7 protein-coding genes are annotated in these 13,787 nt (G+C 30.2%); 1 reads left to right on the top strand and 6 read right to left on the bottom strand.

Annotated features, from left to right (window positions below):
* Positions 1–225: 225 nt before the first annotated feature.
* From GQ47_RS01100 to GQ47_RS01110, 3 genes are all read right to left on the bottom strand, one after another.
* Positions 226–1,338 carry a FecR family protein gene (locus GQ47_RS01100; RefSeq protein WP_035643868.1) on the bottom strand — a complete coding sequence of 371 codons (1,113 nt, stop codon included), beginning with the start codon at positions 1,336–1,338 and terminating at the stop codon, positions 226–228.
* 89 nt (positions 1,339–1,427) lie between these two features.
* On the bottom strand, positions 1,428–2,042 hold the full coding sequence (locus tag GQ47_RS01105) for an RNA polymerase sigma factor (protein ID WP_035643870.1): 615 nt from the start codon (positions 2,040–2,042) through the stop codon (positions 1,428–1,430).
* A gap of 262 nt (positions 2,043–2,304) precedes the next feature.
* A complete protein-coding gene (locus GQ47_RS01110; RefSeq protein WP_035645032.1) occupies positions 2,305–4,908 on the bottom strand; it encodes a DUF7619 domain-containing protein in 2,604 nt (867 codons plus the stop codon).
* A gap of 151 nt (positions 4,909–5,059) precedes the next feature.
* Here GQ47_RS01110 and GQ47_RS23550 point away from each other — a divergent pair, with 151 nt between their 5' ends.
* The gene (locus tag GQ47_RS23550; protein ID WP_051951267.1) at positions 5,060–8,164 is read left to right on the top strand and encodes a T9SS type B sorting domain-containing protein; all 3,105 of its coding nucleotides are present in this window, start codon (positions 5,060–5,062) and stop codon (positions 8,162–8,164) included.
* A 54-nt stretch (positions 8,165–8,218) separates the two neighbouring features.
* Here GQ47_RS23550 and GQ47_RS01120 read toward each other — a convergent pair whose 3' ends face one another.
* The 3 genes from GQ47_RS01120 to GQ47_RS01130 all read right to left on the bottom strand — a co-directional run bounded on the left by GQ47_RS01120 (position 8,219) and on the right by GQ47_RS01130 (position 13,754).
* A complete protein-coding gene (locus GQ47_RS01120; RefSeq protein WP_035643872.1) occupies positions 8,219–10,573 on the bottom strand; it encodes a T9SS type A sorting domain-containing protein in 2,355 nt (784 codons plus the stop codon).
* A 96-nt stretch (positions 10,574–10,669) separates the two neighbouring features.
* On the bottom strand, positions 10,670–13,198 hold the full coding sequence (locus GQ47_RS01125; protein WP_035643874.1) for a DUF7619 domain-containing protein: 2,529 nt from the start codon (positions 13,196–13,198) through the stop codon (positions 10,670–10,672).
* A gap of 127 nt (positions 13,199–13,325) precedes the next feature.
* A complete protein-coding gene (locus GQ47_RS01130; protein ID WP_035643876.1) occupies positions 13,326–13,754 on the bottom strand; it encodes a hypothetical protein in 429 nt (142 codons plus the stop codon).
* Between the last annotated feature and the right edge of the window lie 33 nt (positions 13,755–13,787).

Raw genomic sequence — 13,787 nt, forward strand, 5'->3', positions numbered from 1 at the left:
ATTAATACTGATTCGCGTGTATTTTAAGAAACGAACTGAATGTCTCTTTACAGAGAGAAATTCAATCCAAATAAGTGTCGATAATGTTACAGCATTTCGGCACTTTTTTTATGCAATTGTTTTTACATAGGCTTATAATATTAGTTTTGGTTTTGGTTAATTTTTAGTTTAGTTGAAAAAAGACAGAAATTAAAAATGAATTATAATTACAGTTATAAAACACAATTAATTACAACCTTCAGAAGTTATAATTATCTGATTACCATTCATTTCGAAATTGGTTTCAGCACTAATACTTTTACAAACAATTTTTAATTTTTCCGGCAAAGGCTGATCACTGAGCGACGTTGTCAAATGACAGTCTTTCAATTTATTTACAGGGTAATCAATCTTAACCAAATATGCTTGTTCGATTGTCTCGAAGATTTGTGAAACCGGAATATCGCTAAATTCGAAACTTAGCTGCTCAATATTGCCTACATTCTGTACCAGCTCTTTATCTTGAGTGATGTTTGTGATTTTATTGAATTTCAAATCACTTCTAAAGAACCGAAGTGCCTGATTGGGCAAAAGAATCACTTCTTCCTGATTTGAATTGGCAACCAAGTCATTTGATTTTACCTTCACTTTACCGGTGCGAACAAGAACTTCTACATCAGGCTGATCAGAATAAGCTTTAACTCTAAAACTAGTTCCAACTACCTTTGTAACAATCTCATTAGCGTAAACGAAAAAAGGCTTTTTAGGATTTTTACTAATTTCAAAGAAACCTTCGCCGGATAAATACACCTTTCTTTCGTTCCCGGTAAAGATTTTAGGGTAACTCAATTTACTATTTGGCTGTAATAAAACAGAACTTCCGTCTGATAATGTGATGATTTGTGGATTGTCAGAATTATTGGTTTGTTCAACTAATCCTTCACTATTTTCTGCTATCAGTTCTTTATAGGTAACAATATTGTCTGCAGGAATATAATTTTTATAATACCAAATCGAAATCAGGCAAAAGAATAAACTAGCCGCAATACCGGTTAAAAAATAGTTTTTAAAAAACTTTGTCCCGGCATTCTTGCTGAAAAGTATTTCATTTTCCTTTTCTTCAATTTTAATCCAGGTGTTTTGTAGTGCTTTTTGAACATCAGAAGTTGATAAATCAGATTCTGGAACTTTCATTGCCAACAACAAAAGTCTGGCGTCTTCAACAAGTTTAGCGCGCTGCAGACTTTCTAGAGTCCACTCTTCCCAGCCGTCCTGATCAATTTTAAGCAAAATCCAGGATTGGAATGATTCGTCTGACAAGAAGTCTTCAATTTGAGTATATGTGTTACGTTTTTGCATCTAAAAATAAGGTTACAAAAACATAGAGGACAGCTCTCTTATTATATACTCACCAAATTGTGATTTTTTTTATATTTTTTGAAATAAAATTAAAAACTACTTGCAGATAGCAGAAGAAATAAGGAAAAAGTCCCTTTCCAATCCTTGCGAAGACTCATTAAACCGCGATGCAATAAATTACTTGCAGATTGATAATTCACATCCAGCATTTCGGCAATTTGTTCTACACTAAGACCTTGATGATAACGAAGATACAAGGCTTCTTTTTGTCTTGTCGGCAAATCATTCAGCAATTTATTTAAGTGAACTATTTTTTCTTTTGCATCATCATCTGCGTCATCTAAAAGTTCATGATCAACTGAAAATTCCAGAAGAAAAGCAATAGAATCTGTACTGGCAGTTTTGCGAAAGATATGATCTCGCTCATGTAAACGTGCAATTCTTTTTCGGACACTCGCTAATAAATAAGCTTTAACTACAACTGAATTTTGAAGTGAATTTCGATAAATCCAAATATCTGTAAAAACATCCTGAATACAGTCCTGCACTTTTTCTTCAAATGGAGAAAGAGAATTACCATACCGAACTAAATCGGCATAATATCTTTCAAATAACATTGAAAATGATTTTTCATCACCATCTTTCAATTTATTCCAAAGTGCATTATCGTCAAAAAGACTTGGAGTTAAAGTTGATATATTCATTCTTGTTGGGGCTGTATTCTAAAAGAGTTTAGTTTTTATTTAATGAAAAGATTTTAGTTTTTTAACATTATCCTTCACTTTTGTTCGATAAATATATAAAAGCAAATATTTAAAAACAATTATTTTACACAAAAGAGACAGTTTCCTAATATAGAAAACTGTCTCTCTTTATTGATTTAGCTAAGCTTATGACTAAATGTTAAAATTAATTCTATTAACTAACTATAGTTATATTGTAAGATTTTATCGCCTATAGATTTTATTAGTGTTTAACGAATTTTGCAGCTGTAATTCCTGAATTTGTTTTAATTTTTAAAATGTAATTCCCTGCCTGAAGTCTTGAAACATCAATATTTGAAACATTTTCAGCATGTGGCACAGCAATAACTAATTGTCCTAACATATCATAAACATATATCGCTTGCTTTTCTGTTTCCTTTTTAGTGTTGATATTTAAAACATCTTTTACAGGATTCGGATAAATGTTGAAATACTGTGAAAACTCAAAGTCCTGAGTTCCTAACGTACTAAAAGTTGAACTTGCTTTATTTGTTAAGATTGGGAAATTATAATCAAAGTAAATATTGGCTTCATTTGTAAAAGAATCCCCAACTTTTAAAGTAGCCAAGGTTTGGATTTTAAAAGCAATATAGCCGTCATTATGTGCATCATCAAAAGGAAGATTGATTTTTTCAAAGATAAACTCCACTTTATTTCCATCGGAAATTTTGGTTATAAATGAATGACTCGCATTAGTCGGAACCAAAGTCGAAATATCAAATTTTGACAAATCAATCATATCTTTAACTACAATATTTTCTGCTGGATAGGTTCCTGTGTTTTCAAAACGAATTAAATAATGCACATACTCCCCAATTAGTTCTGGTTTAATTACATCTCCTTCGAGACAAGTTTTATCATTCGGATCGTATGAGCCAACAACAATCTGACGTAGTGCAAACGAATTATCAACAGGTTTTTCATCATTTGCAATTGGCATTATTAAAGCATTAAAACTCAAACGATCATTAATGTTTACAGCTGGGGTTTCCATTGGAGAATTTGCATTTAGGGTAAGTAAAATTTCTCTGGTTTCAAATGGCTGTAAATTTTCGTAATTCCAAGTCAACTTATTTGTTGCTTGACTAGTAACTGGTGGCATTGCAGAAACAAAATCTAAAACCGCATCATTAAAATCAAGTGTTACTGAACCTGACTTTACTTGATTCCCTTTGTTTTTAAAAACTATTTTATATGTGGCATCAAACCCTGGTCTTGCAGGGATTACAGGCACAAAAACAATTTCTAAATCTTGGTGGATGCCATTTGGAGTAACACAAAAGTTTTGAATCGATGGACTTGTTTCTGTTGGAAAAACAACGGAAATAGATCCCGGAGAAACGTTAAAATAAGTTGAATTTTCAATCATTGGAGTTATTGTATGTTTTCCTACTCCCATCTGAATTTCATAATTCCCGCTTGAATTTGAAATAATATTTGATGTTTTAATTCCGTCACTAATTTTATAATTTAAACTATTAAGCATAATATCAGATTCATCGCATCCATTATTATTACTGTCAAATGTATTTTTACCCTTAATAACATAATAAACTCCACCCGGTGTAAATGAACAATATGAATTTAACGAAAATGGATAAGGTGCATTACGGCTAGGAAATAAAAATTCTAACTCATCTTCATCACAGCAAATATATTTTAGATTGTTGTTATCAGAACATTGGTAATTACTCTTTTTAATTCCATTCTTTTGATTAACAAATACTAAATTATTGTTATTAATATGAAGGTTTGCTAATAAAGGACATTGGCTAATGTCTAAAGTTTCTAAATTATTAAAACTTACAATTAGCCATTCTAACTTCTTCAAACTGCTTACATCAATGGAGGTCAAATTGTTGCGTGAACATGACAAATTTTTAAGATTCAACAGTTTTTCAACTGCTAAAGAACTTATTTTATTGTTATCACAATTTATATCTTCGAGATTATTAGAATTTTCAAGATTTAAAACCTGCAATTCATTACTCAGTACAGAAATGCGTTTAAGATTTGGCAAATTTGAAACGTCAAGAGTAGTCAATTTATTAATCCAAGCATCTAATTCAGATAGACTTGTACAGCCTGACAATTTTAATGAAGTCAATTTGTTATTATAGACATTTACTTTTTCAAGTTTTGACAAACCTGTTAAATCTAAAGAAACCAGCTCACCAGAATCCATCATAACTTGATTTAAATTTTTACAACTAGTCAAATCAAGAGTTTGTATTTGATTGCCAATAGCAAACAATGTTTTAAGACTTAATAAACCATCTATCTTTAACGAGGTTAAATGACTACCATTACATTGAAGAGTTTCTAACTTTGTATATGGTCTCAAATCAATAGTTCCTATATTAGTGCTGTTGATATTAAATGATGTAAGATTTGTACAGCCTGAAAAGTTAAGATTTACAAGATTATAATTTGATTCACAATTAAATTCTTGAAGCTTTACAAGCATACTTATATTTAGTGACTTTACATCATTATTATTAACGCCTCCTTCATTACCAATATCCAAATAATTTAATTGAGTAAAATTTTCAATTCCTGATAAGTCAGTGATTAATGAATTTCCTGCACTCAACCAACTTATATTTTGAGCTTCAGATACTTGTATTTCATAATCATAATTTGAATCGATCCTGCAATAATTTCCTTGTAAATCTTTAGCTATTAAATTGTTAGAGCTAGATTGAAGCAATCGTGTCTTAAAATTTTGATCTTTAAAATCAATAGTTTGTGCATTTAATTTAAAAAATAAAAAAAGTACCGTTAGTACAAAGTAGTTTTTCTTCATAAAAAGTTTTTTGGAATCGTAAATATAATATTTTAACTCGTAAACCAATTCGTGCAAAAATATTTTATTAAGAATTTATTAAGAAAACTAAAATGTCTTCATTTGGTTAATTATATTTGTTTTTCTATCTCTATTATTTTTAAAATTTCTAATGAAGAAACTCCTACTTGTCATTGTATTTATATTTGTTTCAAACTTTGTAAGAGCACAATTAATTATTGACAATACAAGTTTTACTCCTCAGCAATTAGCACAAAATGTGTTGCTTGGACAAGGAATTAATATTTCAAATATTAAATTTAATGGATCTTCATCAAATGCTATAAGTGACCAAATTGCTCTTTTTGACAACGGATCTACCACTAACATTGGAATAAATAAAGGAATAATTTTAGGAACTGGAAATACAATTATTGCCAAAGGTCCGAATGACCGTTCCTTGGCTACTCTTCCAACATCAAACTCTTTTGAAGGTGATGCGGATTTATCTATTTTAACCAATAATCAACCCATCCGAAATGTTGCCGTTTTAGAATTTGACTTTGTTCCAATAGGAAACAAACTCACTTTCAATTTTGTATTTGCTTCTGATGAATATCCTGAATTTGTAAATGATCTGTATAACGACAACTTTGGTTTCTTTTTAAGTGGCCCGGGAATAAGTGGTCCGTATACCGGAAATGCAAAAAACATTGCTTTGATTCCTACCAGCACATTGCCAGTATCAATAAATAACTTAAATAACGGAAAATCAAACGCTGGTCCATGTGAATACTGCCAATACTATATTGATAATACAAATGGCGCAACAATACAATATGACGGATTTACAAAAGTTATACAGGCAAGTTCAGATGTTGAATGCGGGCAAACTTATCATATAAAACTAGCAATTGCCAATGTAGATGATAATAATTATGACTCGGCAGTTTTTATAGAAGGCGCAAGTTTTAAATCTTCCGGTATTGATTTGGGTGAAGATTTAAAAATTTGTTCAGCCACAACTTATACTTTAAAAACGGGATTAGATCCTTCAGTTGTACATGAATGGAAATACAATGGAACAGTAATTCCATCTCAAACTGGTCCGGAAATAACCGTTAATCAATCTGGAACTTACGCTGTAAAAGCAACTCCTAGCGGAATTGGATGCCCTGTTTCTGATGATATAAAAATAGATTTTGCTACGATTGCTCAACCCTATCTTTATTGTGGCACAAAAACGTCCAATTCCATTACTTTTGATTGGTTGGCACTAGGATATGCAGAGTTTTCTGTTGCTTACCAAATAGGCAGTAATCCAAAAGTAGATGTTGGATTTTTAGGCAAAGTATATTCCTATACTGTTCAAAATGTACCAGCTGGTGAAACTGTTACCATTACGGTTACCCCTATTGGAACACCTGCAGAATGTTATGGTCCAAACTCCATTTCTTGTATTCTTGACACCTGTGTTATTACTCCCACCTTAACTCATAGTCAAGGAGCTGTCTCACAACAAGTTTGTCAAAATACAGCAATAGCGGACATTGTTTATATTATTGGCGGAGGAGCCACAAGTGCATCAATTACTTCTGGAAATCTACCAGCGGGCGTGACAACAAGTTTAGTTGGAAATACATTTACCATTAGTGGTATTCCAACTTCATCAGGAACGTTTAATTATACTATTTCTACTCAAGGTGGTTGTGGCACGAGTGCAACAGTAACAGGAACTATAATTGTCTATGCTAAAACTGATCCTTTATTTACAACTATTGCTCCAATATGTGAAGGTGAATTATTCACGCTCCCATTACAATCAAACAACGGAATAACTGGAACCTGGACACCTGCTTTAAACAATTTAACTACAACGGAATACACTTTTACTCCAAATTCTGGACAATGCGCCAATACAACAAAATTAACGGTAAGTGTAAAAACCAAAACAGTTCCAACATTTAATACCATTGCGCCAATTTGCGAAGGTGATATTATTGTTCTTCCATCACAATCTAATAATGGAATTTCGGGAACATGGTCACCCGCTATAAACAATCTAACGACAACTGAATATACTTTTATTCCAAATTCTGGCGAATGTGCCATTTCAGGAAAATTAACGGTTGAAGTAAATCAAAAAACAATTCCAACATTTAATCCAATTGCACCAATTTGTGAAGGTGATTCTTTTGGTCTCCAAGTACTATCGAATAACGGGATTGCAGGAACTTGGTCACCAGCTATAAACAACTCACAAACAACTGAATATACTTTTACACCGAATTCCGGAGAATGTGCCACAAGCATGAAAACAACCGTAGTTGTAAATAAAAAAATAGTTCCAACCTTTGCACCGATTGCTCCATTATGCTACGGAGAAACCATGTACCTGCCATCATCGTCAACTAACGGAATTACTGGAAGATTTTCATCTGTTTCATACAATACTACTTATGCAGAAGGCATTTTTACTCCAGATCCAGGCCAATGTGCAACAATAGGAAAAGTAGTTGTCGAAATATTTTCTAAAATTGAACCAAAAATTGAAAATGGCCAGATTTGTATTGAAGATATAACGAGTAAAGTTGTTCAATCCTATTTATTGAATACTCAGTTATCCAATTCATTATATACTTTTGAATGGTTTTTAGATGGAACAAAAATCGAAAATGAATACAATAGTACATTAGAAGCTAAAAAGGCGGGACATTATGCTGTGATTGCCATTGACAGGAACACAATATGCACTTCAAGCGCTTCTGAAGCTACTGTTACTAGTGTAAAAACCAACTCAGGCGAATTAACAATTATACAATCTGATACTTTTTCTGAAAACGCTAATGTAGCGGTTAACGTAACCAATGCTTTAGGTTTTTTTGAATATCAAATAGACAATTTAAATTTTCAATCTTCAAATGAATTTACAAATATTACTCCCGGTAAACACATTATTACTGCGAGAAGTAACACTGGTTGTATTACGCTGAGCAAAGAATTTACAATAATTGGATATCCAAAATTCTTCACCCCAAATGGAGATGGACATAATGATACTTGGAATATTACTTCTTATGAAGAAATTGAAAATGATAGAATTTTTATATTTGATCGTTATGGAAAACTTTTAAAACAGCTAAACTCTAAAACTTTAGGTTGGGACGGAACTTATAATGGGCATCAAATGCCGGCAACCGATTATTGGTTTAAAATACTTTTTACTGAAAATAAAATTGAAAAAGAATTTAAATCGCATTTTACTTTAAAAAGATAATCATATTACAAAAAAAAGAGTCTTAAATTTTCAGACTCTTTTTTTTGTAAACTATTAATATTTAATAAATTTTGTACTTGAAAACCCTTTATCAGATTTAATTTTTAGAAAATAATTTCCAGTTATCAATTTTGAAACATCAATACTCGAAACATTCAAAGCATTGGGAACTGCAATAATTAACTGCCCTAATACATCATAAATTTCAATTGATTTAATTTCTGTATTATTTTGCAAGGAAATATTTAATCGATCTTTTACAGGATTTGGATAAATATTAAAATAGTGAGAAAATTCAAAATCCGAAGTTCCAAGGGTTTTAAAAGTTGCAGTTGCTTTGTTCGTTAAAATCGGGAAATTATAATCAAAATAGATATTAGCTTCATTTGTAAAAGAATCTCCAACTTTTAATGTTGGTAACGTTTTGATTTTAAAAGCAATATATCCGTCATTATGAGCGTCATCAAAAGGAAGATTTATTTTTTCAAAGATGAATTCTACTTTATTTCCTTCTGAAATTTTAGTTGTATAAGAATGGCTTGAACTTGTTGGAACAAGTGTTGAAACATCAAATTTCGATAGATCAACAATATCTTTAACTACAATATTTTCAGCAGGATATGTACCTGTGTTTTCAAAACGAATCAAATAATGAACATATTCTCCAATTAATTCCGGTCTAATAACATCCCCTTCCAAACATGTTTTATCATTTGGGTCAAAAGAACCAACAACAATCTGGCGCATTGCAAAAGAGTTATCGACTGGTTTTTCATCGCCAGTTATTGGCGTAATTAAAGCATTAAAACTCAAACGATCATTATTATTAACTGGAGGAGTTTCCATTGGAGAATTTACATTGAGCGTAAATTCTATTTCTCTAGTTTCAAAAGGTTTTAAATGAACATAGTCCCAAACTAATTTGTTCAAAGATTGATTTGTAATTGCAGGCATAGAAGAAACAAAATCCAAAACAGCATCATTAAAATCTAATGTCACAGAACCTGACATAGTTTGAGTTCCTTTATTTTTATAGATAATTTTATACTTTGCGTCAAAACCTGGTCTTGCAGGAAGTATTTCTAAAATAGTAATTTCTAAATCTTTGTGAATTCCTTTTGGACTTATACAGAAATTTTGTTTAAATGAGTTATTTTCATTAGGAAAAGTAACTGATACCGACTCTGGGAAAGCTGTAAAATAATTAGGATTTTCTAAAACCGGAGTTATTGTGTGTGTTCCCTCTCCTACTTGAATTCTATAATTTCCAGAAGCATCTGAAATGATATTTCCCTTTATCGTTCCATTTGTAATATTAAAATTTAAATTAATATAATTAGAATCAGCATCATCACATCCATTATTATCAGCATCTAATTTTTGATTTCCTAAAATCGTATAAGAAGTTCCTCCAGGAGCAAATGTGCAATACGAATTTACAACGCAATTTGTATAACCTAAATATCCAAGCTGCAATTTTAAATTTTCAGTTTCATTTTCATCACAACATATATAAGCCAAATTAGGATTATCATCTAATATCATTCGCGAATTATCAGAAAATCCGTTTTTTAAAAAGATTGATCTTAAATCATTATTTCTTAGTTCAACAAAAGCACCATATTTTAAATTACTTAAATCAATTGTCGTTAATTTAGTATGATGACATTGTAGGTCTATCAAATTTTGTTGGGCTGATATATTCAATTGGCTTAATTCATTATTGTAACACCATAATCTTTCAAGTTTTTTTAAATTAGAAATATCAAGATTTTTAAGTTTATTACTTGAGCATCCTAAAGTTTTCAAACTCAAATTATTTGATAAATCTACAGAGGAAATTAAATTTGAATCAAAAGAAAAATCTACTAAATTAGTCAATAATGAAGAATCAATATTTGTCAGCTTATTAAATGCACAAGACAAATACATCAAATTCTTAAAGCCTTTAAGTTCAATTTTATTTATCTGATTATAATTGCAATTCAAACTTTGCAACTCAGACAAATAACTTAAATCAAGATTCGTTAATAAATTAGTATTACAATCTAAATCCTTTAATTTTTTTAATCCAGTTAAATCTAAATTTGTGATTTTATTTGATCGACAATATAATACTGTAAGATTTGTAAAGTTGTTAATTCCTGATAAATCCGTAATAATCTGTTCATCAAAATAAGGCTGATCAATATTTAATTGAGATACATTTGATGCTTCATTAAGGTCAATTTCGCCATCATTATTATAATCAATCTTTAATTTATTTCCGCCACTATCCTTAGCAATTTCATTAGTATAACTAGATTTTAATAATCGAGCCTTAAAATTAGGATCAGAAAAATTAATAATTTGGGATTTTACTGAAGAAAAAATGCATAAAGCCACCAACAGCAAGTAGTTTTTGGTCATAGGTTAAATTAATTTTTGGTTTTTAAATATATAAAATCAAAGAATCAAAACCTAAACATATAAAGCCTTAATAAATTCAGCAAAGCTTTTAAAAGTTTATAACTTTATGAATTTAACACTCGAATTTCCCTTATCTGATTTTATTTTTAAGAAATAGCTTCCAGACTGGAGCCTAGAAACATCAATATTTGAAACATTTTCAGCATGAGGAACCGCAATAATTAATTGTCCCAGCATATCATAAACATACATGGCTTGTTTTTCGATAGTATTTTTAGAATTAATATTTACTACATCTTTAACTGGATTTGGATAAATATTAAAATATCGAGAAAACTCAAAATCTTTTGTTCCAAGCGCTTTAAATGTTGACTTTGCTTTATTAGTCAAGATTGGAAAATTATAGTCAAAATAAATATTAGCTTCATTTTCAAAAGTGTCTCCAGTTTTTAAAGTTGGTAATGTTTTGATTTTAAAAGCGATGTATCCATTTCGATTGACATTATTAAAAGGAAGAATTATATTTTCGAAGATAAATTCGACTTTATTTCCATCAGAGATTTTTGTCGTATACGAATGACTCGCGCTAGTTGGTACTAAAGACGAAATATCAAATTTTGAAAGATCAATCATATCTTTAACTACAATATTTTGAGCCATATAAGTTCCCGTGTTTTCAAAACGAATCATATAGTGAACATATTCACCAATTAGACTTGGAGTAATAACATTTCCTTCAAGACAAGTTTTATCGTTTGGATCATACGAACCAACTACTATCTCATTATATACAAAAGTATTATCTATAGGCAGCTCATCTGTTTCAGAAGAAGTTATTGAAGCGGTGTAATGAAGAATATCCCCGTTATTAATCGCAGGAGTTTCAATTGGAGAATTTATCTTTATATTTAAAACAATTTCTCTAGATTCAAATGGTTTTAAATTAGTGAAGTTCCATGAAATTTTATTTGATGTTACATTAGAAACTGAAGGACTAGAACTTGTTAAATCAAGAACAGAATCATCAAATACCAAATTTACTGTTCCGGACTGAACTTTATTTCCTTTGTTTTTATATATAATTTTATATTTTGCTGTAAAACCTGGTCTTGATGGCCATATAGGCAATATTGTTACTTCCAAATCATTATGAATTCCTAAAGCCTTAACACAAAAATCCTGCACAACTGGACTTAAAACTGTTGGAAAATCTGCTTGAATTTCAGCTGGTGAAATAGAAAAATAACTCGGATTTTCAAAAACTGGTGTAATTTTATAATTTCCTGCTGGAACTTTCACATCATATTTTCCCATTTCATTGCTTATAATATTTCCTGATTTCGTTCCATCGTCAATTTTAAACTTTAGAAAAGAAGCTGGGATATCTAAAGCATCACATCCATTATTATTCAAATCATTACGATTTGTTCCTTGAATTGAGTAACTTACTCCTCCTGGTTTAAAAGAACAATAGGAATTAACGTTATAATCCGTATATCCCTCTTGCCTAAGAATATTTTCAATGCTACTTATCTGCTCATCATCAACACAGATATATTCTAACTTAGAATTATTTGAAAAGTCTAAATCTATTTCAATACTACCGTTTTTCAAGAAAACATTTTGCAAGAATGGGTTATCATTACAATAAAAATTTTGTAAACCTTTACATTCTGTTGCATCAATTTCTGTTAACAAATTTCCAAAACAATTTAAAAAAGTCAGATTCGGCACATCCGACAGTCCTAAACTGCTAATTTCATTATTATAGCAATCTAAATATTGAAGCTTTTCAAGTCCTTTCAAATCTAACTTTTTTATATTATTAGATCCGCACATTAATTCGAGAAGACCAGACAAATTACTTAAATCGACGTTTGTTAAAAAATTATGACTATAACCCAATTGCCATAATTTATCAGTGACTGGTAATTTTAAACTAGTTAGTTTATTATTGTCACAATGCAGTGTTTTCATATGAATGGAGTTACTTAAATCTAAAGTGATCAATTCATTATAACCACAAAATAAATTTTCAAGTTTTGAAAAACTGCTTAAATCTAAATTTGATATTTTATTCTTATAAACTCCTAAATTTATTAAATCAGGGCATTGAATAAGATCAAGTGAAGCAATGATATTTTCACCACATTGCAGATTTTGCAAACCTGATAATCCATTCAAATTTAGCTCTGTTAATTTGTTAGTCCAACAACTAATAGTTTGAAGTTTTGACAATTGTTGAACATTTAAATTTGTCATATTGTTTCTATCACAGGATATTATTTTAAGGTTTGACAAACTTCTTAAATCCAATGTTGTTATCTTATTGTCAGAACATTCCAAAAACAATAAATTTCTAAAGTTTTGAATTCCTTCCAAGGATAATATATTACTATTTCGAATATCTAATGATGAAATTAATAATGCTTCTGACTCTTGAATCTCACCATCACCGTTTATATCAATTTTTCTTGCAGTACCATCATCATTCATAGATATTGAATTATCTACGTCGGCTCCTAGCAATTTTGCCTTAAAATTAGCATCAGGAATATCAATTATTTGAGAATTTACAGAGGCAAATATACATAAAGCTAGCAATAGCAAGTAGTTCTTGATCATAGGTTTAGTTTAGTTTGGTTTTGGTTTTTAAATATATAAAATCAAAAAATCAAAACCTAAAATTTCATAAAAAAAGCCTTACTAATTAAAGTAAGGCTTTTTGATGCTTTTATATTGAAAAATAACTTTAGAAAGCTACATTCCATCTAGGTAATTTAGCATTTTGATCTAAGAAATTTTGCAAAACCTGTCCTTCAACAGCAGTTGGAATTGCTTTAGCATCAGCATTGAAAGTTTCGTACCAAACTACTTCTAATTCAGAAATGTTTTCCAATTTCATTTGTGCTGGCCAAGAATATTTTCTTCCTGTTTTTGCAAATTGGTGTCCGTTTACAATTTTATCATATAAACCACCATTTTTGCTTTTTAATGTTCCATCATTCTGAACAGTTCCTGTAGAACCAACCATAATCAATTCTTTCTCTGCTCCTTCAACAGCATATACTACAAAAATTCCAGCACTTCCCTCTGGAGCGTTGCAAACTTCTTCTAAACTGTCTTCAATCGTAAAAGCAAAACTATTGGTTGCTTTAAACTTTTCTAATTCTTTGTACATATTTCTTTTTTAAGCCTCTAAGATACTGAGGTT

This window comes from Flavobacterium sp. ASV13 (genome assembly GCF_000745775.1).
Lineage (GTDB): Bacteria > Bacteroidota > Bacteroidia > Flavobacteriales > Flavobacteriaceae > Flavobacterium.